19 protein-coding genes are annotated in these 22,910 nt (G+C 48.2%); 14 read left to right on the plus strand and 5 right to left on the minus strand.

From position 1 onward, the window contains the following. Positions 1 to 109: 109 nt before the first annotated feature. Entirely contained in the window at positions 110 to 1,027 is a 918-nt protein-coding gene (locus AC3WQ3_RS00650; RefSeq protein ID WP_492471151.1) for a phosphatidate cytidylyltransferase, read from the minus strand. Between the two features lie 98 nt (positions 1,028 to 1,125). Here AC3WQ3_RS00650 and AC3WQ3_RS00655 point away from each other — a divergent pair, with 98 nt between their 5' ends. The 3 genes from AC3WQ3_RS00655 to AC3WQ3_RS00665 all read left to right on the plus strand — a co-directional run bounded on the left by AC3WQ3_RS00655 (position 1,126) and on the right by AC3WQ3_RS00665 (position 4,273). Next, positions 1,126 to 1,668 (plus strand): hypothetical protein, encoded by a 543-nt coding sequence (locus AC3WQ3_RS00655; RefSeq protein ID WP_492471152.1) that lies wholly within the window; start codon positions 1,126 to 1,128, stop codon positions 1,666 to 1,668. 114 nt (positions 1,669 to 1,782) lie between these two features. Further along, positions 1,783 to 3,108, plus strand: a complete 1,326-nt coding sequence (locus tag AC3WQ3_RS00660) for a GntP family permease (protein WP_343226060.1) — start codon at positions 1,783 to 1,785, stop codon at positions 3,106 to 3,108. 22 nt (positions 3,109 to 3,130) lie between these two features. Further along, positions 3,131 to 4,273 (plus strand): glycerate kinase family protein, encoded by a 1,143-nt coding sequence (locus tag AC3WQ3_RS00665; protein ID WP_492471153.1) that lies wholly within the window; start codon positions 3,131 to 3,133, stop codon positions 4,271 to 4,273. 111 nt (positions 4,274 to 4,384) lie between these two features. On the opposite strand, the gene AC3WQ3_RS00670 is transcribed toward AC3WQ3_RS00665, so the two are convergent. Next, the gene (locus tag AC3WQ3_RS00670; RefSeq protein ID WP_336782521.1) at positions 4,385 to 5,431 is read right to left on the minus strand and encodes a CdaR family transcriptional regulator; all 1,047 of its coding nucleotides are present in this window, start codon (positions 5,429 to 5,431) and stop codon (positions 4,385 to 4,387) included. Positions 5,432 to 5,894: 463 nt separating this feature from the next. Here AC3WQ3_RS00670 and AC3WQ3_RS00675 point away from each other — a divergent pair, with 463 nt between their 5' ends. Then, the gene (locus tag AC3WQ3_RS00675) at positions 5,895 to 9,899 is read left to right on the plus strand and encodes a DUF4073 domain-containing protein (RefSeq protein ID WP_492471154.1); all 4,005 of its coding nucleotides are present in this window, start codon (positions 5,895 to 5,897) and stop codon (positions 9,897 to 9,899) included. A gap of 165 nt (positions 9,900 to 10,064) precedes the next feature. On the opposite strand, the gene AC3WQ3_RS00680 is transcribed toward AC3WQ3_RS00675, so the two are convergent. After that, positions 10,065 to 10,595: a GbsR/MarR family transcriptional regulator gene (locus AC3WQ3_RS00680; protein WP_492471398.1), complete on the minus strand. Its 531-nt coding sequence runs from the start codon at positions 10,593 to 10,595 to the stop codon at positions 10,065 to 10,067. Positions 10,596 to 10,831: 236 nt separating this feature from the next. Here AC3WQ3_RS00680 and AC3WQ3_RS00685 point away from each other — a divergent pair, with 236 nt between their 5' ends. From AC3WQ3_RS00685 to AC3WQ3_RS00715, 7 genes are all read left to right on the plus strand, one after another. Continuing rightward, the gene (locus tag AC3WQ3_RS00685; protein ID WP_336782517.1) at positions 10,832 to 11,707 is read left to right on the plus strand and encodes a carbohydrate ABC transporter permease; all 876 of its coding nucleotides are present in this window, start codon (positions 10,832 to 10,834) and stop codon (positions 11,705 to 11,707) included. Then, positions 11,707 to 12,621, plus strand: a complete 915-nt coding sequence (locus AC3WQ3_RS00690; RefSeq protein WP_261779984.1) for a carbohydrate ABC transporter permease — start codon at positions 11,707 to 11,709, stop codon at positions 12,619 to 12,621. The genes AC3WQ3_RS00685 and AC3WQ3_RS00690 overlap by 1 nt, the downstream gene beginning before the upstream one ends. 33 nt (positions 12,622 to 12,654) lie before the next feature. Continuing rightward, the gene (locus AC3WQ3_RS00695) at positions 12,655 to 14,031 is read left to right on the plus strand and encodes an extracellular solute-binding protein (protein ID WP_154894494.1); all 1,377 of its coding nucleotides are present in this window, start codon (positions 12,655 to 12,657) and stop codon (positions 14,029 to 14,031) included. A 14-nt stretch (positions 14,032 to 14,045) separates the two neighbouring features. After that, positions 14,046 to 14,813 carry an HAD-IA family hydrolase gene (locus AC3WQ3_RS00700; RefSeq protein WP_154894495.1) on the plus strand — a complete coding sequence of 256 codons (768 nt, stop codon included), beginning with the start codon at positions 14,046 to 14,048 and terminating at the stop codon, positions 14,811 to 14,813. Continuing rightward, a complete protein-coding gene (locus AC3WQ3_RS00705) occupies positions 14,810 to 15,145 on the plus strand; it encodes a DMT family transporter (protein ID WP_492471155.1) in 336 nt (111 codons plus the stop codon). The genes AC3WQ3_RS00700 and AC3WQ3_RS00705 overlap by 4 nt, the downstream gene beginning before the upstream one ends. After that, a complete protein-coding gene (locus AC3WQ3_RS00710) occupies positions 15,145 to 16,146 on the plus strand; it encodes a metallophosphoesterase family protein (RefSeq protein ID WP_492471156.1) in 1,002 nt (333 codons plus the stop codon). The genes AC3WQ3_RS00705 and AC3WQ3_RS00710 overlap by 1 nt, the downstream gene beginning before the upstream one ends. A 180-nt stretch (positions 16,147 to 16,326) precedes the next feature. Continuing rightward, positions 16,327 to 17,787, plus strand: a complete 1,461-nt coding sequence (locus AC3WQ3_RS00715) for a carboxylesterase/lipase family protein (protein WP_492471157.1) — start codon at positions 16,327 to 16,329, stop codon at positions 17,785 to 17,787. A 126-nt stretch (positions 17,788 to 17,913) separates the two neighbouring features. Here the strand turns inward: AC3WQ3_RS00715 and AC3WQ3_RS00720 are convergent, their stop codons facing one another. Then, entirely contained in the window at positions 17,914 to 19,080 is a 1,167-nt protein-coding gene (locus tag AC3WQ3_RS00720; RefSeq protein ID WP_492471158.1) for a VanZ family protein, read from the minus strand. A gap of 307 nt (positions 19,081 to 19,387) precedes the next feature. Here AC3WQ3_RS00720 and AC3WQ3_RS00725 point away from each other — a divergent pair, with 307 nt between their 5' ends. The 3 genes from AC3WQ3_RS00725 (at position 19,388) to AC3WQ3_RS00735 (ending at position 22,260) form a co-directional block, all read left to right on the plus strand. Beyond that, the gene (locus AC3WQ3_RS00725) at positions 19,388 to 19,729 is read left to right on the plus strand and encodes a zinc ribbon domain-containing protein YjdM (protein ID WP_492471159.1); all 342 of its coding nucleotides are present in this window, start codon (positions 19,388 to 19,390) and stop codon (positions 19,727 to 19,729) included. A 482-nt stretch (positions 19,730 to 20,211) separates the two neighbouring features. Next, a complete protein-coding gene (locus tag AC3WQ3_RS00730) occupies positions 20,212 to 21,024 on the plus strand; it encodes a class I SAM-dependent methyltransferase (protein WP_492471160.1) in 813 nt (270 codons plus the stop codon). A 174-nt stretch (positions 21,025 to 21,198) separates the two neighbouring features. Next, a complete protein-coding gene (locus AC3WQ3_RS00735) occupies positions 21,199 to 22,260 on the plus strand; it encodes an LLM class flavin-dependent oxidoreductase (protein ID WP_154894501.1) in 1,062 nt (353 codons plus the stop codon). A 118-nt stretch (positions 22,261 to 22,378) separates the two neighbouring features. Here the strand turns inward: AC3WQ3_RS00735 and AC3WQ3_RS00740 are convergent, their stop codons facing one another. Next, positions 22,379 to 22,831 (minus strand): hypothetical protein, encoded by a 453-nt coding sequence (locus AC3WQ3_RS00740; protein ID WP_492471161.1) that lies wholly within the window; start codon positions 22,829 to 22,831, stop codon positions 22,379 to 22,381. Between the last annotated feature and the right edge of the window lie 79 nt (positions 22,832 to 22,910).

Below are 22,910 nucleotides of genomic sequence, written 5' to 3' on the forward strand. Positions count from 1 at the left end.
GATATTGAACTGCATCCCAATTGTTGGACACCCATCTAACAATTGGAGATGCAGTTTTTTTGTTTGGCACAATATCTAAAAAGGCATCTTGTGTTAAGCGTGGTCTTCTCTACATGAAATCGAAGAAATAACGAACGACATGAAACATGACCGGAGACGTATAGGTCAGGCTGTCGACCCGGCTCAGATAGCTTTTTTTGAGTGCATCGAATTTGTTGTCGTCCCCGATTAACAGGTCGCGCTTGAGTACAGACACCGTCAGACTGCCGAAGAAACCGGCAAGGCTGATCAATACACCGATAAAGATCCCGAATTGCCAATCGAACGGAGTCAGATAAGGGTGAATGAAATAGGAGGCTGCTGTTGTGATCACGAATGCACAGGCGAATCCTTCCCATGTCAAAAATGGATTAGCTGTGGGCACCACTTTTCGTTTGCCCAGATAGAGGGAGACCAGATAGTGGACCACATCGTTAAGCTGTGTTAACACGACCAGGAACAAGACCAGCTTCGACCCATACTCCGGTGTTGCGAACGGAAAGTAGGCCAGATGGCTGAGTCCAAATACCATTAGCATCAATCCCCACTGCGTAGAACTTACACTTCGCAGGAAGCCGACTGTTCCCTTATTAATCAAGCGGGGCAGAGGCAGCACGAGGAAGACATACAGCGGAATAAAGACGATAAACATCCCATACCATCCAATATAGATCCAATAGAACTGCACCGGTATAGCCAGATAAGCCCATAGGAACAGCCGGCGGTCAGCCTTTCGGGTGCTGCGGATCATGGAGAAATACTCTTTGAGCGCGAAGAACGCGAGTACCATTAACGAGATAAGGGAAACAATCGGATTGAAGAGCGTAGCGAGACAGAAAATGACGAGCATGCCCCACCAGGTCTTGATTTTGTTGCCGATGCCCGAATAATCCTTATCCGGCTGAAGCCTGGCAATGATTTTGTACACGATATGTATGACGAGTAATGCTGCAAAAATGAGCGTTAATGTGAAGAGCGAGCTGCTCACGAGCCAATCACCTGCTTATTCCAGAAGTAAGATCCCATAATTGGGTACCTATGTTATTATGAAGGAATAGTGCCAACTTGATAAGGGGAAATTTCGTTATGACAGCCGACCGTTCAATCTACATCCTGCTTACGAATACAGGGACACTGTTTACCAAGGTTATTCAGAGTTACACCAGAGCACCATACAATCATGCCTCGATCTCTTTCAACCGGGAATTATCCGAGCTGTACAGCTTCGGCCGCAAGCACCCGAACAATCCGCTGAATGGCGGTTTTGTGAAGGAGGATATTCAGACGGGTAGATATAGCAAATATCCAAATACAACTTGTGTCATTTATGAGCTTCAGGTTACGGACCGCGAGGTGGAAAAAATGAAACGTGTGCTGCAAATTTTCATCCGCAGCCGTCAGAAGTACATGTATAATCTGCTGGGGGTCATCGGCATTACCCTGAAGGAGCCCGTGGAATTCAGCAACTCCTACTTTTGCTCCCAGTTCGTGGCGGAAATCCTTCAACGCTCAGGAATTAAGCTGTGGAATAAGCTGCCTGCGCTGGTGACGCCCGATGATTTTCGTCAAAGCGATCGCCTGAAGCTCGTGTACGAAGGAAGGTTAAGCGACTATAAGCCAGTCACCTAACGCACAACAGCCTGCTGCCTCGAATCATTGGGCAGCAGGCTGTTGTGCATATGCACAATGAATTTCGTCCTTTCATCAATATTTATTTAATGCGCCAGCCTCTATAATGAAAGCGTGTTCAACAAGAGCAAGGGGGCAATCACAATGGAGGCTTTAACTATTAGTTGGATTGGCGCACTGGCAGGACTTGCTATTGCCATCATATTGATCTTAAGGAAGCTGAACCCGGTCTATTCTTTGTTTCTGGGAGCAATTGTAGGCGCTTTAATTGGTGGAGCAAACCTGGAAGAGACCGTAAACATATTGGTCAATGGTACGCAAAGCGTCATGGGCACCGTGCTTCGCGTTCTTGCGGCAGGGGTTCTGGCAGGTGTCATGATGGAGTCTGGAGCGGCAGAGACCATAGCTCAGGCGATTGTGCGAAAATTTGGCGGAAGCAAGGCAATTCTGGCATTGGCACTGGCCACGATGATTATTACAGCTGTTGGGGTGTTCATCCCCGTTGCCGTACTTATAGTGGCACCTATCGCCTTGTCTGTGGGTAACAAAATGGGTATTTCCAAACTGGCCCTGATTCTTGCGCTATCTGGCGGTGGTAAGGCGGGGAATATTATCTCTCCGAATCCCAATACGATCGCAGCGGCACGTGGATTCGATCTGGATCTCAGCAATGTCATGCTGGCAGGTGTGATTCCGGCCATCTGCGGATTAATTGTAACCGTTATCGTGGCTTCGATGCTCAAAAATAAAGGCGTAATGGTTACTGATCAGGAAGCGGAGCAGGGGGAAGTGGATACCTCGCAGTACCCGCCGCTGAAAAAAGCGATTGTTGCACCTCTGGTAGCTATCATTTTGTTAATGATTAACCCGATTGGTTCAATAACAGGGGTAGAGGTACTATCCACGTTCAAAGTGGATGCGATGTATATTCTGCCGCTTGCCGGCATCATCGGCATGCTGGCGATGGGACAAGGTAGAAACATTGTGAAGTACACAACTTCCGGATTAAATAAAATGACAGCGACCGTGCTTATTCTAATCGGCGCGGGCGGGATTGCGGGTCTGATCTCTGCATCCGACCTGTCAGGTCAGGTGGTTAGTTTAATTGAAGCATCCGGCATCTCAGGTACTTTCCTGGCGCCGATTGCGGGTATTCTGATGGCAGCAGCTACTGCCTCTACATCAACCGGTGTCATTCTGGCAACAGGCTCGTTCGGCGACGCGATTCTGAACATGGGAACGGCTCCGCTCGCTGCAGCAGTTATGGTACACACCGGGGCAACCGTCATTGATTCTCTGCCTCAGGGGAATTACTTCCACGTTTCGGCAGACAGCATGAAAATGACGATCCGGCAGCGGATGGGTGTCATTCCATATGAAGCTATTGTAGGTGGGACGATGGCGATTGTAGCCACATTACTATACGGATTTATCCTCTAATATCAAGGATGGGGTGAGAAGAATGGGAGAGAAGACATTTGTACTGGCACCAGATTCATTCAAGGAAAGCATGACGGCGAAGGAAGTCTGTATTGCGATGGAAAAAGGATTGCGTAAAATCTACCCGACCGCCCGTTACATCCATGTGCCCATGGCAGACGGCGGGGAGGGGACCGTGCAATCACTGGTGGATGCTTCGAATGGTGCTATTCACCTGAAAGAGGTGAGCGGACCGCTTGGTCAATCGGTCATGGCGCAGTATGGCATTCTGGGCGACGGCACTACGGCAGCCATTGAGATGGCATCAGCCAGCGGCATTCATCTGGTAACCCCGGACAGCAGGGCCCCTCTCCGCACGACCACTTATGGAACAGGAGAACTGATTCGGGCATGTCTGGATCTTGGCATTCGCAAAATCATTATCGGGATTGGTGGCAGTGCCACCAACGATGGCGGCACAGGCATGGCGGAGGCGCTCGGGGCGAAGTTTCTGGATGCCCAAGGGCAGCCACTTGCTCGTGGCGGTGGGGATCTGAACAAGTTAGCCCATATCGATGTGTCGGGTCTGGATCCGCGTTTGCAGGAAGTGGAGCTCATTGTAGCCTGTGATGTGACCAATCCGTTATGCGGAGAGCATGGTGCTTCAAGGGTATTCGGGCCGCAGAAGGGGGCTACACCGGAAATGGTACAGCTGCTGGATGCCAATCTCTCTCATTATGCGGAGGTGGTGAACCAGCAGCTGGGCAAGGATATTCGGGATGTTCCAGGCGCCGGAGCAGCCGGTGGACTGGGCGCAGGTCTGCTGATATTTACCCAGGCCGTTCTGCGTAAAGGTATTGAAATTGTCATCGAGTATACAGGTTTGCAGGGCAAGCTGGATGATGCAGATGTGGTGTTTACAGGTGAAGGGGGAATCGATTTTCAAACGAAATTCGGCAAAACTCCTTACGGTGTTGCACAGGCCGCCAAGGAAGCGGGCAAACCGGTGATCGCCATTGCAGGGTATGTTGGTGAAGGGATTGATACGCTGTACACGGAAGGTATTGATGCCATATTCGGTATTGTACCGGGTGCAGCTGATCTGGGTAAGCTGCTTCGTGAAGGGCCGGAGAATGTGGAGCGTACCATGGAGAATATTGCAAGAGTGCTGAAGTTGGGTCTGTGATCTTGATGATTTAGTTATGAAATAATAAATGAGAGTATAATGGAGACGGGTTGCGGATCTGCCAGCGTGCAGATGCTGCATGCCCGTCTCTCTTTGTTATGATGGCTGGTGTCACTGATGGAGTGAGAGTAGTCCATGGGTAAGCTCGATCAGTTCGAACCAGTTGTGAGGGTCTCTGCCCGTAATGCTCTCTATGCGTTTGAGGCGATACTGCAGCGTATTGCGATGAATGTTCAGATCGGTAGCCGTCATAGTCATGCTGCCGTTATGGTGGATGAAGCTGCGCAAGGTTTCCAGCAGATCTGCATGGTCTTCCAGCCTGCTAATGATGTTGGCTTGAGACGTCAGTCGAGCCTTGCTGAAGCTTACCAGAAAGTGCACATCATTATAATAGAGGAGAGGAGTAGCCGGCTGAAGTGCCATCAGAATATTCATGACGGATCTTGCCTGCTCATAACAAACGGCAACGTTGGGTTCTTTACGGCTGACCGAAATAAAGCAGTGAGGCTGTTCTTGACGTATTCGCTCAAGGAGTGAATCAAGATCCGTCTCGCTTTGAATCATGATAATCTGTGCGTCACCTTCGTCCTCCATGGAGAAAGAGGGAAACTGCAGCAATACTTTGCCTATACTTTCATTGAATTCAGGAGTACTTCCACTGGCCTTGATGTAGAGGAGGGTCGTTGGCAGCTGCAGATCCAGGTTGTATTGCAATGCTTCCTTCCTGATCTTCAAGGAATAGGAGCCGTAATGATTCAATAGGCGTTCCAGAAAGGCCTTTTTGCGCGATGTTTCGTGAGCCAGACTCTCCAATTGGTTGCGTTGTTCAATGAGGAGCGCTACCGTTGTCCGTACAATGTTACAGAACGGGCGAACCTCATCCGGATGGCCGGAAATTCCGATGACACCCACATGCTGGTTGTTGATCGTAATCGGTTCATTGGTACCCATTTTCTCTAATTTCCCGTCCTGCCAGACCTCAATTCGGGTTCCGGTTGTCAGTGCCCGAACAGCGCCTTGATGAACGGTTCCGACCCGCTCTCTCTGGCCGCTTCCAATAATAATGCCCTGTTCATTCATGATGTTGATGTTATACGGGATGTCCTGCATCATTTTGTCGACGATTTCCTGTGCCTGTCTCTCGGTGAGCTGCAGCAACGCTATTTCCCCCTTTCTATTCATTTGGCTTAAATATAGGTCAACCGTTATTTCGAATGTTGGCATATCGATCTACATTGTTCATATGAACGAAATTATAAATGATTGATAAGGCTTACACAAATGACATATTCACCTCGATTCCGCGAGTGATGATATGATCCTGTCCCATTTCCCGCTCTTATTCGTTAAGGGTCCTTGAACTACAATCTTGTTGATGTTCTCTCCACGTTGATTTGATAGGCTCGACATAGAGGGGAGTAGGCCTTCGAGATTATCTGTCAATTAAAAAAATGATGAATAATGACGAAAAATGTAGATATTCAACCTGTTTTTTACCTTTAAGGAGGATATTTTTCCATTTTTTAGATCGATTGTTCAGAATCCGTTCAGAGTTGTGTACTACAATAGACCTAAATTGCGGACCATTTGAATGGAATAGAGAAGGGGAGGATGCAGGTTTATGTTTTACAGAAAGCTAGTAAGCTGTTTGTTAGTTGCGGTTCTGTTATTGCAAGTTGTTAGTGTAGGTGGGGTAGCGAATGCAGCATCTACACCACTGGAGCAATTAAATGAAATCAGAAAATCAGATCAGGATATTGAACAATCCATTTCACAAGTTCAAAGTCTCATAGAGAACAGCAGTCTAATCGATAATACCGATAAAACAACGCTCTATGACGGGCTGGATGAAGAACAAAAGAGGGAACTGGCACGAGGAATGACTCTATTACTCCCATTGGGGACAGATTATGTGAATCAAAGTCAAGCTAATGACATTTTCTTCCTCTTATACTTTTTAGTAGAATTGCCTAAAGCGATGGATTTAAGTACCGCACAATTTTATTTGGATAATATATATAATTATTTTTATAGTCAGGCTGGTAATTTCCTTCCTGTCGAACAAGCACAACCAATGGTTGAGGCGAGTGCTGCCTACAGCATGCTAAGAGGTGCTGATAAGGAAATATTCACAAATATTGTGATGTTTGGACCTGCTTTAGGTCAACACCAAACACCCATTAATTATAAGGGTCAGATTCAATTATTGAACGTGCTGATGTCGGATTTTCTTCCAATTAACAGACCCATCACTGGATCAGACATGGAGGCTGCATTGAATAGTCTCTATGCACACTATCAAATGACTTGGATGATTGGTATGGATCCAAATGCTACAGTTCAGCCTTTTCCAATCAACATGGAGAAGATGTCTACCATCCAGAGTAATGAACAGAGACGGGCGGAACTGGCAGATTGGATGATTTATAAGAGACCCGGTGTTGAAGGCTACAATACCACAGCAGAAGTACAAGCTGCCTTTGACGCATTCTTCGCAGTGGCTGCACCAGCAGTAACAGCGGATGATGAAGCCAATGCAATTGTAGGTGCGGACGGTACAATGGAATATAGCACGAATGCTGGCGTAGATTGGTTTGTTTACAGTTCTACTAATCCGCCTCAATTTGAAGGTGCCCAAACGGTATGGGTACGTGTGAAAGCAACTGAAAATACTCCAGTAGGTCCTTACGTGACATTGACCTTCACCGAGAATAGAGGAGCAGATCCACTTGAGGCACTAAACTTGGCAAAAAGTAATCAAGATTTAGACGGTGTACTTGCAGCAGTTCAAGACCCACAAGTCGGAGTAATTCTCCCTCAGGATTTTGGCAACTGGACCAAGGATGAGAAAAAATCCATGGCTGAGTTTCTAACGCTTATGAACGGCAGCAAAGGATATGTAAGTAAAGATCAAGTGCAATATGTGATTGACCTGGTTGTTTACCCTCGGAACCTGCTTCAAACGCGTGATTTGCTGAGCGTGGAGCAGAGGGTTACAACGTATTTTGACATGCTGAGAGGTCTGCCTGACGTATTCAGTGGAAATATGGATTCCAGCATTCCGGAGTACTATAGCATCGGGAAAAAGTATAACAATCTGTCAGCAGTAGATAAGCAGATTCTGACCTACAAGCTTAAATTCGATATTATACGCAGTTCATTACCAGTATATAAGTATAGTAAGCAGTTATCTGCTAATCTTTCAACGTATGGACCAATTAACAGTCTGACTAGCAAACCTCAAATGTATAGTGCACTGGTACGTCTTCGTTTATTACAGAAAGAATCAACACAGTATAACCGTGATTTGTCTACAACAGAATATATGGATGACTTCCCACTTAACCTTAGTAAGATTGATGACATTACCAATGAAAAATATCAAGAACTCGCCCAGTGGATGATTGATAATCGTCCAGTACAGGGTTACGAAAGCTACCAAGCAATTCAACAAACGTTCAATGCTTTCTTTGGCCCATTATCACCCATGGAACAATTAAACGATGCAGTGGATGCAGAAAATGTAGATGAGGTTCTATCTATTATCCGCAACAGCCCTGAGTTTGTAACACTTCCTGCGGGTTTCAATGATCTTACGCTAGAAGAGCAGTTAGCTGTAGCTCAAGCTTTGATTGATTTGCTTCCGGATAAATATGATTATGAAAATGAAGGACAAGTAAGATACACCGTTGAGCTGGCATATGAAGCTGTGCTTGCCTATAAGGCAACGAGTCAGGCCGAGATGCAAAATCATTTGGATAATTTCTATTTGAAGCTTTCTCAAGTCAATGAATATATCTCGATGGAAGACTTCGAAGACTATGAAGAATTCCGTGAGCTTAGCAAAAAGTACGTAGAGGGGTCTGTTGTAGATCAGAAATTGATCGCTTATATGGCTCGTCTCATTTTCAAAGAAGAGGGTCTGTCAGTAGATAAGGCTGTGCTCGGCATGGTTATGATCTTGACCATTTCTCCATCTCTTAATGTAAACACAACAGACGAGATGAGCCAGACCTTGTTTACACTTCTGATGATTCAACAAGAGGTGGAAGAGTACAACAAACAATCGGATCATGAAAAATTGGATGACTTCCCATTGAATTTTTCGAAATTAGCAGATGCATCGAGTGATGAGTCTAAGATCGAAAAACTCGCACAATGGATGCTGGATAAAAAACCAGCTAACGGTTATGGAAGCTATACCGAGGTTCAATCGGCATTTGACGAGTTTTTTGAACCCAAGACCCCGGTGGTCACTCCGCCAAGCAGTGGCGGAAGCGGTGGTGGATCTTCATCTACACCTGTAACATTAACGCCTGCAACCAACAAAGAAACACTTACGGTGGATGTGAATGGTACCAACGGGACCAACTTGGTGAAAACAACAATTACACGCACAACAGAGCCAAATGGTAAGGTGAAGGACCTCGTAACGATGTCTGAAGCGACAGCCAAAGAATCTGTAGAAAAAGCAAAACAGCTTGGCATGGATACAGCACGCATCGTCATTCCGGATGCCAAAGATTCCATATCCGAGACTCGCGTTGAACTGCCAAAAGCAGCAGTAAAACAGCTGAATGACGGCGGACTTAAGCTGGAGATCTCGACAGAGAGTGCAATCATTTCGATTCCTACAGCTTCGACTGCTGGTTTCGACCAAGACTTGTACTTCCGCATTGTGCCAATGAAGCAGGAATCCGAGCGCAAGCAAGTGGAAGAACGCGCGAAGCAGGAGCGATTGATTCAGCAAATTACGCCTGATGCAAATGTCAAAGTACTGGCTCGTCCAGTCGAAATCGAAACGAATATGCAGAGCCGTGAAGTAACCCTGACATTGCCACTGCGTGATAGTCTGCCGACAGATGCAGCAGCACGTCAGAAGGCCTTGGACAACCTGGCCATCTACATTGAACACAGTGACGGCACCAAAGAATTGCTGCAAGGCAAGCTGGTTCAGCTGAACGATGGCAGTGAAGGCATCGAATTTACAGTGAGCAAATTCAGTACGTTCACACTGGTTGTGGTCGATGGACTGAAAGCGACAGAAACACCAAATAAACCGTATATCAAAGGTTTTGGAGACGAGTTCCGTCCAGATGCATTCGTGACTCGTGCTCAAATGGCAGCCATGCTGGCGCGTAACCTGACGGGTGAATCTAAATCTGCGATTTCCGGTAATTTTGCCGACGTAGCGGCAACTCACTGGGCAAACAGCGAAATTGGACAAGCTCAATTCGCAGGGATCATGAATGGCATGAGCGCAACTCAATTTGTACCAGAAGGTTCGATCACACGTGCGCAGATGGCGACGATTGCATACCGCTGGATGCAGCAGCAATCGGGCAGTGCAACTGTAGCAACGGAAGCTAGATCATCCTTTACGGATGTGTCTACAGATTCCTGGGCTGCAGAAGCGATCGCATATGTACAATCTGCTGGCCTGATGACTGGATACACCGATGGTACGTTCAGACCGGATATCCAATTGACCCGGGCTGAAGCAGTAAAAGTATTGAATGTGTTGTTCAAGCGTACCCCAGCAGTGGGTACAGGTTCACAATCGTTCTCTGACGTACCCGCGTCTCACTGGGCATACGCAGATATCGAAGCTGCAGCACAGCAATAATCATCCGTAAAATCAATAATAAATAAGGCCACCCATCGGGTGGCCTTATCTGTATTCTAAAGAACGAATCATATCTTATTAGATGCAAAATTCCACATAACCTTACTGCAACGAACCGTATTTCTCCTACTGTCTGCTCTCTTTAGCCACTCCATTTACACGGCTCTAATCATGTTCAACTGGGGCATTGCCATAAAACCCGCCATCCCGCAGCTGGTTTACAAATCCCTGCAGCCACTGATAATACTGCTCCGCATGCTGAAGTTTATGCAAATCCCGCAAAGCTTCTTCCCGCTCCTCTGGCAGGGTTGTTCTGGCAAGGATAATCTCGGATAACGCCGGGATGACCTCCTGAAGACTTTCCTGCATAACGTCAATCTCCCGTTGGAGTTTGGCACCAAAGAAGTTTTGAAAGGTACGGAAAAAGTCTGTTTCCGCCAAATAGAGATCCTGCCGTTCTCGCTTCTCCTCCAGTTTGTAAACCATCTGTGACTCGGTAAGAGAACGGACCGCATAGCTCATATTGCTTTTGCTCATGTTCATCGATGTCTTCATTTCTTCCAATGTCATGGGCCGATCTTCGAAATACATAATGCCGTACAGCTGGCCAAAGGAATGATTAACCCCGTATAAATCCATGGTATGGGCAATGGCGTCTATGACTTTCTCCCTGAGTTCCTGCCGATAGGACACCATCGTAGGCTCCTGTTCTCCGGCCGTTTCTTTTCCCACAATCTCACCTCTAGTATATGGATGGGATTTCCTTTTACGTCTTCATATTTTACATGACTTCCTGTGATTTTAACATAACCCGGAAATTGATTTTTCAAATGTATTATACAATCATTTTTGTACAGAAGAGAATAGAGAGCATTTTTAGCCAAGCTTATCCCTAATGTTAAATAAAAATTGAACGACGAGGAGTGTATGAATTGCGTGTGAAATTATGGAGGGAAACAGAGGCAATTCTGTTCACCCTTCCCGCTCTGGTCCCGCTGCTAGTTTTCTGGCTGGGGCCTCTGGGATACATCGTTTATCTAAGTTTTACGGATTGGGATTTTATGAGTCCGGATAAACTGTTCGTTGGTCTGGAGAACTACAGCTATCTGCTGACCAACTCTGAGTTTTACAAGTCGCTGAAGGTGACCCTGCTGTTCGGATTAGGGAGTGTGATCCCTACTATCGTTGGCGGGCTGGCACTGGCCATGCTCATGAACAGCCGAATCAAATCATCCGGTCTGTTCCGGACGCTGCTGTTTTCCCCTTGGGTTACACCAACGGTAGCCGTATCCATTGCATGGTCATGGATTTTCGAACCCGAGGTGGGGCTTGCCAATCTGATGCTGGGCTGGGTCGGCGTATCTCCCATCGGCTGGCTTAGGGATGCGGACTGGGCACTTGTGGCCGTGCTCATCGTTACACTGTGGAAATCCATTGGCTGGTCCATGGTGTTCTACCTGGTTGCACTGCGTAACCTGCCATCCGATCTGCTGGAGGCAGCATCCATTGATGGTGCAGGCAGCTGGGATAAATTTCGAAGCATTACACTGCCATTGATCTCGCCAACCACGTTTTTCCTGTCGATCATTCTGACGATCCAGTCCTTGCAGGCCTATGATCAGATCAATGTAATGACGCAGGGGGGACCTGCCGGATCAACGAGAACACTGCTCTATATGTATTATCAGTCTGCGTTTGAATCCTTCAATGTAGGCGAGGCATCAGCCATTGCTGTTGTCATTATTCTGATCTGCGTACTGCTGTCGGGTGTATCATTCCTGCTCAGCAGACGCCTGGTGCACTACTAATGGACATGACCGCGATAAGTAAGCAAACAAGTAAGGGTTCGAGCCGTGAAAATACACAAAAAGAAAAGGTTCCCCGCGCAGGAAAAATACTGGGTACCGCCATCCGATATCTGCTGCTGGCGTCAATCAGCCTGGCCATGGCCTTCCCTTTTTACTGGATGGTGATCAGCGGCTTCAAGACCAATGATGAGATCTGGCAATTCCCGCCGACCTTCTGGCCCGAGACGTTCCGCTGGAACAATTATGTGGACGCATGGCAGTCGGCTCCATTTGCCCGTTACATGCTGAACAGTACAGGTGTTGCAGCTGCAATCTGTCTATTCCAGATCATCAACTCCAGCATGATGGCTTACGCCTTGACTCACATGCGTTTTCGAATGAAGGGCATACTCACCGGACTTATTCTCGTCGGGTATATGATTCCGAGCACAGCAGTTTATCTGCCCAGTTATCTGGTTCTCAGCGAACTCAGACTGCTGGATTCCTATACAGGCTTGATCGTATCCAACTGTGTCAGCGTGTTTTCCATTTTCCTGATTCGTCAGGCATTCATGCAGGTGTCTCATGAGCTTGTGGAAGCTGGACAGCTCGACGGTGCATCGCATTTCCGCATTTTGTGGACCATTATAGCTCCACTGGTTCGCTCAACATTTGCCGTAATGGTATTGATTACGTTCATCGACCAGTACAACAACTACTTCTGGCCGATGCTGATTACGAAAGACCCGAATCTGCAGCTGGTATCCGCAGGTCTGCGCAGTTTCTTTGTAGAAGGCGGAGCCTATGGACTGGCATGGCCACAAATTATGGCGGCGAGTGCGTTCACTATTGCACCACTGCTCATTCTCTTCCTGTTTACTCAGAAAACGATCATGCAAAGTGTAAACATGACGGCTGGTGTAAACAAAAACTGATTTTTACAACATATTTATATAGGAGGAATCACAATGAATTGGAGTCTGGCGAGTACAGCGTGGAGGAAAAAATTGAAACTCAGGTGGAAAGGCGGCATGTCACTGGTACTGGCGGCGAGCTTTGCCCTCATTACGGCTTGTGGTTCCACAGCGGACAGCGGTTCAGGTACAGGCTCAGATGCAGCAGCAAGCGGGGCGGATTCGTCATCCAGCGGTCCGGTTGAGATTGAGTTCTGGTATGGCCTCGGAGGTAACCTGGGAGATAACATGAAGAAAACGATTGACGCCTTCAATGCCTCGCAGAACGAGGTTGTCGTGAAAGGTATTGTACAAGCGGACTATACGGAGACGGAACAAAAGCTGCAGGCAGCAATTGCTTCCAAAAAGGTACCCGCAGCTGTACTCAGTGCCAATATGGACTGGGCTCGCAAAGGATATTATGCATCCATGGACGAGATGATTGCTGCCGATCAGGACTTCAATAAAGAGGACTACGTCCAAACCTTCCTGGATCAAGGGAAAGTGGACGGCAAGCAGTACTTTTTACCGATGTACGGAACCACTCAAGTCATGTATTACCGGATGGATACCCTGAAGGAGAATGGGATCGACCCTGCAAGTCTGACAACATGGGAAGCGCTGGCGGAAGCTGCCGCGAAGATGACCAAGCAGGAGAACGGCAAAACGACTTTCTATGGCTGGGAACCGATGTGGGGCAACGAAAACATGGTTGATGCCGTACTGGGCAAAGGCGGGCAAATTCTGAGTGATGACGGCAAGACCGTGATGATCGATTCACCGGAGTGGGTAGAGACATGGGAGCTGTTCCGCAAATGGATCCACGATGACAAGATCATGGGCATTCACTTTGGCGGACAAGGATGGGAGTACTGGTACAAGACGATTGATGATGTCATGAAAAATAAAGCAGCAGGATACACCGGCTCCAGCGGTGATCAGGGCGACCTGGACTTCAGTATCGTGGCAGCCATGGAGCAGCCGGGCTGGGAAGGTGTAGGACAAGGCAAACCAGTAGCAAGTGCAATCATGGCCGGAATCCCGGCTGCAGCAAGTCCTGAACAGCAGCAGGCGGCATACCAATGGCTGACGTATTTCTCGGAGACGGCCAATACAGCGGCTTGGTCCATGAACACAGGTTACATCGCCGTTCGTCAGTCTGCGCAGGAAGATCCGGATTTCAAAGCGTTCAGTGAAGAGAATCCACAGATCAAGGTTCCGCTGCAGCAAGCAGCGCATGCTTCCGCTCCATTCCAGGATCCGACGGGTGGCAAGATCAACGAAGCGTTAAAGGATGCGGCAGACCAGGTGCAGATTAACAATATGCCTGCTGAACAGGCCCTAAAGGAAGCCAAAGAGAAGGCTCAGAAGGAACTGGATCGGGTGAAATAAGGAGCTTAAACGAGATGTCTGAATTAAATTTATGGAACCTGTCTATCCCGATTGAGGCCATTCTGTTTGACAAGGATGGAACCCTGCTGGATTTTACGGTGATGTGGGGATTCTGGACGGATAGTGTAATGGAGAGCTTCAGGGAAGAGCTCGCCGCCCGGGGCCTTCCGTTCGCTGAGGATGAGATCCCCCATATTTGGGGGACGCGCCACGACGAGCATGGCCGGATGAATGGATATGATGTGCGGGGGCCGCTTGCCATGGGAACGATGGAGGAAGTTTATGCTGTACTGACGTGGCATGGGTACCGAGCAGGGTTGAGCTGGGCAGAAGCCAAAATCATCGTAAGGGAGTGTCTTTTGCAGGCGGAATATGCCATGAATAAGGCACGTCCCGTTCAGCCCCTTCCGGGAGTGCGTGCATTTCTGGAGCAATGCCGAGACAAGGGGTTGAAGATGGGTGTAGTTACTGCAGATGAGACGGAGAGTGCTCTCCGTCATCTGCAATGGATGGGTATCGAGTCCTTTTTCTCCGTAGTGGTGGGAACCGATCAGGTTGGACGGGGCAAACCGTTCCCTGACATGTTATTGCTGGCCTGTGAGCGCATGGGTGTCTCGGTTAGCGAATCCGTTGTGATTGGGGATACGGACGGGGATATGGAAATGGCCCGCTCTGCAAGGGCAGCATGGAAGATTGCTGTAGGTGATCCTGAACAGATCCGACTCTCCGACCTGACGGTACGGTCATTTCATGAACTGCTCGAAGTTGGGGTGACTGGATGACGAGCCATGCCTATATAGGATGGATATTGCTCGCGCTGGCCATCGGACTGGAATTAAGCGGTACAATTCTGATGCGAGTATCCGATGGGTTTACCCGCCTGTGGCCTTCCATTCTGATGTTTGTCTGTTATGGCGCAAGCTTTACCTTGTTGAACTTTGCAGTGAAGTATATGCCTCTTGGGGTTGCCTATGCGATCTGGTCAGGGGTAGGCATTACGCTGATTGGAGTTGTAGGCCATTACTTTCTGGGTGAACGCTTGAAGGCAATGTCAATAGTCTGGATGGGCTTCATCCTGATTGGCATTATTGGACTGAAATGGAGTGATTCCTGATGAAAAATGAACAACTACGTGAGCAACCGCTAGTCAGCTTTCAGGTCATCACGGACACTCATGTGAGAGATCAAGCTGATCATATCTACAACCGTCATTTGGAGAAGGCATTAGCCGACATTACATCGTATGCCAAGGACAGCAGCGGAATCATGCATGTGGGTGATGTGACGGATCGTGGTCTGCCGGAAGAATACAAGGAACTGGAGCGTATTCTGGACATGTACCGGAATGTGCTACCTGAGATACATTATACCGTAGGCAATCATGATATAGGAGCCATCCTCTGGCAAGATCCCCCGATTAATCTAACCACAATGACATCTCATGAGGTCAGTGAAGTGTTGGGCCATGTAGATCAGGTGGGGGACAAGGAAAGCGAAATTACAGATACCCTCATGACGACGGAAGGCATCTGGCAGAAACGATTGAATGATTTCACCGCCATCACAGGCATGAAGGGTTCATATCATGACCACTGGATTGAAGGATATCATTATATCTTTTTGGGTTCGGAGCAGCCCCATCCGAAGGACTGCGATATGTCTGCAGAACAGCTGAATTGGCTCGAGGCAGCATTATCCGAACAGGCATCCCCTGACCAGCCGATCTTTGTCTTTTTGCACCAGCCACTGATGGATACAGTAGCGGGTTCAATGAAAGATCAGGGATGGTTTGGTGTAAACCAGGATGCTGAAGTGAAGGCCATTTTAAGTCGCTACCCTCAGGCCATTTTGTTCTCGGGGCATACCCATTGGCAGCTGGAGGCACCGCGCACCATGTACGGAGGTGGTGGTCATCTGCCAACGATGTTTAATGCTGCATCTGTAGCGTACTTGTGGACGGATGAGGATGAGCATCTCGAGGGCAGCCAGGGTTTGCAGGTGGATGTGTATACCGATCAGGTCGTCATCAGAGGACGTGACTATGTAACGGGAACTTGGATTGAGGGTGCAGAGTACACGATCCCATATCCGGTGAAAGTGCAGGTCGACATGTAGGTTAATAGAGCATAGGAGGCTTCGCCCGATCCCTTGGCGGAGTCTTCATTGTGTGCATAAAAGTTCCACGTGAAACGTCTCAACCCGAGTCCTTTTGGGTAAACTTGTAAATTGGTCTTGCGGGGCTCTATACTCAATAGTATGTAGAACATTTGATAGCAGAGAGGATGTATACGCCGCATGAGAGAACTTCAAGTTAACACACGGTACGGTACAGTTGAGGGAGAACATCTGCATGGAGCGAGTGTATGGAAAGGCATCCCTTATGCCAAACCGCCGGTGGGCGAATTGCGATTTCAAGCTCCGATTCTGCCTGAATCCTGGGATGGAGTCAGGGAAGCGAAGCAGTTCGGACCTGAAAATATACAGCCAAGACATCATCAAGCAGAAGGGATATTTGGGGAGCCTCCTGTGGAGTCCGAGGACAGTCTCTATCTGAACATCTGGGCACCGGAAAAAGAAAGCCAGCATCCTCTCCCCGTTATGGTATGGATTCATGGAGGTTCATTCACTTCGGGTGCGGGAAGCCAGCCCTTGTACGATGGAACCCATCTGGTCCTGCGTGGCGATGTCATCGTTGTGACGATTAACTATCGTCTCGGTCCTCTTGGATTCATGCATATGGCTCCACTAGGGGAGGGGTTCGCAACCAACGTGGGCCTGCTGGATCAGGTTGCTGCCCTGCAATGGGTGCAGGATAACATCGGAGCCTTTGGCGGTGATTCTGGCAATGTTACTGTATTCGGTGAATCGGCCGGCAGTATGAGCATTGCTGCATTGATGGCCATGCCGGCGGCCAAGGGCTTGTTCCACCGTGCCATTATGCAAAGCGGAGCATCGCAGTTCATGCCTGCAGAGCAGGCTGCCGAGATCCGGAGAGGTGTATTGAAGGTTCTGGGCGTCACCCAGGATGATCTGCATAAATTGAAAGATATCCCGGCGGAGCAGATCCTTGCTGCTGGAGAAACGGTCAAAAAACACAGCGGAGCAGCCATGGCATTGTTATTTCAGCCCGTGCTGGATGATGTAACGCTTCCGCAATCTCCACTTGAAGCTGTTCGTACGGGAGCAGCCCAAGGCATCCCTGTCTTGATTGGAACCACCCTGCATGAAGGTGCGCTGTTCATTCAGCCGCATGTGCCTTACTCGGAAGAGATCGATATGGTACAGGCCGTCGACTTCATGACGCCTGATCTGGAGAACCGAGCAGCGATTGCGGACAGCTATCCCAAAACGGCAGATGGACAGGCTCAGGTCATGACCGATCTGTTCTTCTGGCGCTCGGCGCTTCAATACGCAACTGCTCAACAGAAATATGCCCCCGTGTGGATGTACCGTTTCGATTGGGTCATGCCGGAGCATCCATTGCTGAGAAAGTCGATCCACAGTATTGATATCTTCTTTGCTTTCAATACACTGCATGCGCTGAAATCCATGAACGCCGAACCGGATGCAGCAGCTGCAGAACTGGCGGGCAAGGTGCAGGATGCCTGGATCTCCTTTGCCAAGAATGGCCGTCCGGAAACGGCTGGAGTAAACTGGACTCCTTATGAGGAGAATCGCGCGACGTTGATCTTCAATCATGAGATTGAACTTGCGCATGACCCAGAGTCATCCAAGCGGGAACTGCTTGGCGTGTAAACGAGCAATTATAGCGTCATGGTACACAGATCAAAGGCGTCTTCCGTCATGCTTGATGGAAGACGCCTTTTCTTGTGTCCATTCAATACACTGCTGCTGTCTGAAGTGTCCGATGTAGGGCGTAATTCATTTACGGGAGGCTCTGATATTGGATACATGATCACAATAGAATGAACGGCTGCCTCTAGAGAAGAGTACCAGTATGACGTGAATGAAGAGTGCTCCGAACAGAAGCATATAGAGACCGATCATGCCGATCGAAATCCATACTTTATACGGCTCAAGCACCGATTCATGATTGACAAAGGCATAATCGTTGATGAGCCGGATCATGGTAAAAATGAGCCAAGGCACATAAAGCGCGAGCCAGCGTTTAAACAGCAAAGGCATGGAAGGTTTCCCTGTCTGCCTGCGAACATACCGGAAGCGCATAAGTGCGGAGCCTGGCGTGTTACCGTCCCGGATACTCGGAATGAGAAACAATACAATGAGCATCGCGATGGTTGTATTAGCTGCGCTGTTGATCACATCGGTACTGGATAGACTGAAGATCGAGAGGAGATTCGATAGAAATACCACCACAACACCGTCGATGATGAGTGCAAGCAGCTGAGGGATCGGGAACACTTGGTTTTGCTCCACAATTTGCTCGCTTTTCGCCTGAATGCTGGCACGTGAAGGGAATAGGGCAAGCAGGATCGGGGCTGCGAAGAATCCAAGTACCGCTCCTGACGTATTCGACAGCAGGTCATCGACATCAAACAGTCGATAAGGGCAGCTGTAATAGCCGTAGAATCCGGTGATTTGCGTTATCTCAAAAAACAGGGAAAGTCCAAATCCGCCAAGCAGGGCATATTTCCAGTAGGATCTCTTTTGAAAAAAATACCGGATATATATGCCGAGAGGCATGAGCAGCAGGACATTAAACAGAATTTGCAGAAAAGCTCTGCCTTGGATCATCCCCATGTAGGTGGACGGCTGGGACCATACAATCGGTGTTTCTTTCATAACATCTTTTACAAAAGCAAAGGGAACGAGATTGTAATATACGGTATCGGCTGCCTGCTGGGCACACGTATTGCGGGTTGTCGGAAAGGGCAGGATGACGAGACAATACGCAGCGAGAATATAAAAGATGAATGAAAAACTGACGGCAAAGCGTGACCAGCTAAAGAAGCCGTCTTTGCGATAGCCATAAATGAGCCACGGAATAAGCAAAAACATGGCAATGATTACGAAGATAAAGAAAGCCGTTTGTACAGGGAAAATATAAGAAGACATAGACATGGACATAACAGGGAACTCCTTTGGAAAAATATTTCACGGACGGGCAGCGGCCCGATCTCAATGTATTTGAACAAATACGAATCTGAAATGATTGGGAATCCGGATGGGTTTCGGGAATCTCTCCGGGATAGGTATATCGTATAGGATGCGTTTTAAAGTAAGGAGAGGTGAACCTTAAATTTCGTTTAAATTCCATTAACCGAACGCAGAATGGGGCTAACATGGATTTAACGTGATCAAATCGCTGGAAGGAACATGAGGAATCCCGTATACTTGCGAGAAGCCCAAAAAAGGAATGGAGAGTTCAAACAATATGTCCAATTTACCTAACTGCCCCAAATGCAATTCCGAATACACATACGAGGACGGTAATCTGCTGGTATGCCCGGAATGTGCGCATGAGTGGACGTTGGAATCCGAAACCGAGCGTGCAGAAGAAACCAAAATAGTACGTGACTCGAACGGGAATGTTCTGAATGATGGAGACACCGTGACAGTCATTAAGGATCTGAAGGTGAAAGGCAGCTCGCTGGTTGTCAAACAGGGGACCAAAGTCAAAAATATCCGATTGATTGACGGTGACCATGATATCGACTGCAAAATCGATAGTTTGGGTGCGATGAAGCTGAAGTCTGAATTTGTGAAAAAGATCTAGAAGGTTACATATTTAAGGATGTAACAGAATGAACAAGGTGTGAGCGTATTTAATTTAATGAGGTACATGTATTTCGTGTTGTAAGAATCTTTCGAGATGCATTGACAGGAAATATATGGATGATATATACTTTCTGAAATTTAACAGGTAAACGCAATGATCAGGAGTATTAAGGACTAAGGCTGGCCCAGAGAACTGCTGCATGGTGCAAGGCAGTCCAACCTATCCCCAACTCGCCTGTGAGCGGCAGGATTGAGCAGCAGTCATTCAGACGGACTGAGATTAGATCCTGACGGGGTAACCTCCGTCATCAGTGTTCCTGAGTTTCTGTGGCCCAGTAGATACAGAGAGATCTGTCATTAGCATGGTCCATGGATGAAGAAGAGTGGTACCGCGAAGGTCATACCTGTCGCCTCTTAGTTGAGGTGGCAGGTTTTTTGCATTTTTTGACCCTAAATGAAAAAAAGGCAGGTGTCGAATGAATGACAAGAGAACGCATTATTGACTATTATTCCGGGTTTGACGAATGGGGAAGATTGGAGCGGGAGCCGCTGGAATTCATCATTAACATGCATTACATCAGGGCACATCTCCCAGCAACTGGCCTTATTCTGGATAATGGCGCAGGACCGGGAAAATACGCGATGGAGCTTGCGAGGAAGGGATACCGAGTAACCCTGTCAGACCTGACACCTGCTTCCGTGGATATCGCAAGGCAGAAGGCTAAGGAGTATAATCTGACGAAGCAGTTCGAGGGATTCCACGTACTGGATGCAACCCGTCTGGAGGGGCTGACTGACGATACATACGATGCATCGCTGATGCTGGGACCGCTGTATCATCTCCAGACTGAACAGGAGCGGGTAGCGGCTGTAAGGGAAATACACCGGGTAACGAAGCAAGGCGGCATGGTGTACATCGCGATGCAAAGCCGAATGAGAATGGGCATTAACTCGCTGCAGTTTCCCCAGCACTGGAAACCGAATGATCATATGGGTGCCATTCGTGCTTTTATGGAAAAGGGGACATTCGACCATCAGGATCAGGGCCGATTCACAGGGGCGTACTATTTTAACATTCAGGACATTCAACCATTCATGGAGCAGCACGGATTCGAAACGGTGAATCTGATTGGATCATCCAGCCTCGGAGCCATGCTCACAGCAGAACAGCAGCAGTATTGGAAAGAGCGCGGGGAGTATGAGGAGCTAATCCAATTCATGATTGAGAAGGCAGCAGATCCTTCAATTCTGGGGATTTCCTCTCACCTGCTGTACATCGGGACCAAGAAATAATCATGAATGTCACAGAAATAGAGAATAATATATCAAAATCATGCCCTCTGGAGAAAGAGGGCTCTTGTGTTTTTCTTCAAAATAGTTCAATATTAAGATACATAACAAAAGGTGATCTACTTACAATAGGTTAGATGAACGACGGATCGCTTCATAAACAGGGAGGAACAGAACATGGAAATCGGAATTAGTACCTTTGTCGAGACCAATCCAGATGTGAAAACCGGAGAACTTATAAGTCACGCACAGCGTATTCGTGATGTTGTAGAAGAGATTGTCCTGGCTGACGAGGTCGGTCTGGATGTATACGGCGTAGGGGAGCATCATCGTGCTGACTATGCAGCATCATCCCCGGCAGTGATTTTGGCAGCAGCAGCTTCACAGACCAAGCGCATCCGGCTGACCAGTGCCGTAACTGTACTGTCATCGGATGATCCGGTACGGGTATTTCAGGATTTTGCAACGCTGGACGGCATCTCGAATGGACGTGCGGAGATTATGGCGGGCCGGGGTTCATTTATCGAATCCTTCCCTCTATTCGGCTATGATCTGAACGACTACGACGAGTTATTCGATGAGAAACTGGATCTGCTGCTTAAGCTGCGTGATTCGGAAAAGGTAACCTGGGAAGGCAAGCATCGTCCTTCCTTCAATAATCTGGGCATCTACCCGCGTCCAGTGCAGGAGAAGCTGCCAGTATGGATCGGTAGTGGTGGTAACCAGGAATCGGTTGTACGCGCAGGTCTGCTCGGTCTGCCGCTGGTACTCGCGATTATCGGTGGTCGTCCGGTTCAATTTGCTCCACTGGTGGAGCTGTACAAAAAAGCAGCAGCTCATGCAGGGCATGATGCCTCCAAACTGACGGTGGCCTCACACTCTCACGGTTTTATCGCGGATACGACGGATGAGGCTGTTGAGAAATTCTTCCCACCTGCTCAGGCTGTCATGAACATGCTGGGCCGTGAACGTGGCTGGGGGCACTACAGCCGTGCAACATTTGATGCTGCACGCAGTCTTGAAGGCGCATTGTACGTTGGTGACGTAGAGACCGTGGCTCAGAAGATTATTTACTTGCGCAAGGAAGTTGGCATCACTCGTTTCATGCTGCACACGCCTCTCGGCACGATGCCGCATAATGAGGTGATGAGAGCCATTGAATTGCTTGGTAAAGAGGTTGCTCCAATCGTTCGCAATGAAATTGCACGCTGGGAAGCGGAGAATGGTGAAGCGCGTTAATTCTGCTCGTTCGTCCGATTAGAGAAAAGAGAACATCACTTATTTTAACGTAACAAAAGGAGTAGGAGGCTCAGCATACCAAGCTGGGCTTCCACTCCTTTTTTTGTTTTGGGCTGTTTTACAATTTCATGATACCAACCAGAATGCTGGCTCCTGCTGCACCAAGGGCAATCAGCTGAATTTTCAGGCCTAATCCATCAAAGCTGAATACTTTCGGCATCAGCCAGTACAAGCTGATTGTTGTCCAGAGCGTGTACAAGAATGCTGCAGCAAGCAGCTGTCTCCCGGAGATTTCCCTGATTGCGGAACCCAGCAGACCCGGAAAGGTTGCATCACCAATCATTTTCAGATTCCAGTAGGAGAGAAGAAAATAAACAAGCACAACGCCCATCGTTCCCACAATCATCAGTGTATCCTTGCTCAGCAGTAGACTGCTAAGCGTCCGTGACCTGTTCTTCATTTCCCCGAAACCGACGAGGAAAAAAACGAAGCCTACAATTATTCCTACACCGGCTCCCGCCGTGCACAGCGTAAGTAGAACGATACCGAGGATGCCAATTGCCCATAACATGTCATCACCTTCTTCAGAGCCTTGCGAACTTCCCGCTCGCAGAGCCATACCATGCTGTTCATTCTACGCCTGAGTGTAC

This window comes from Paenibacillus sp. FW104-T2, from assembly GCF_058789975.1.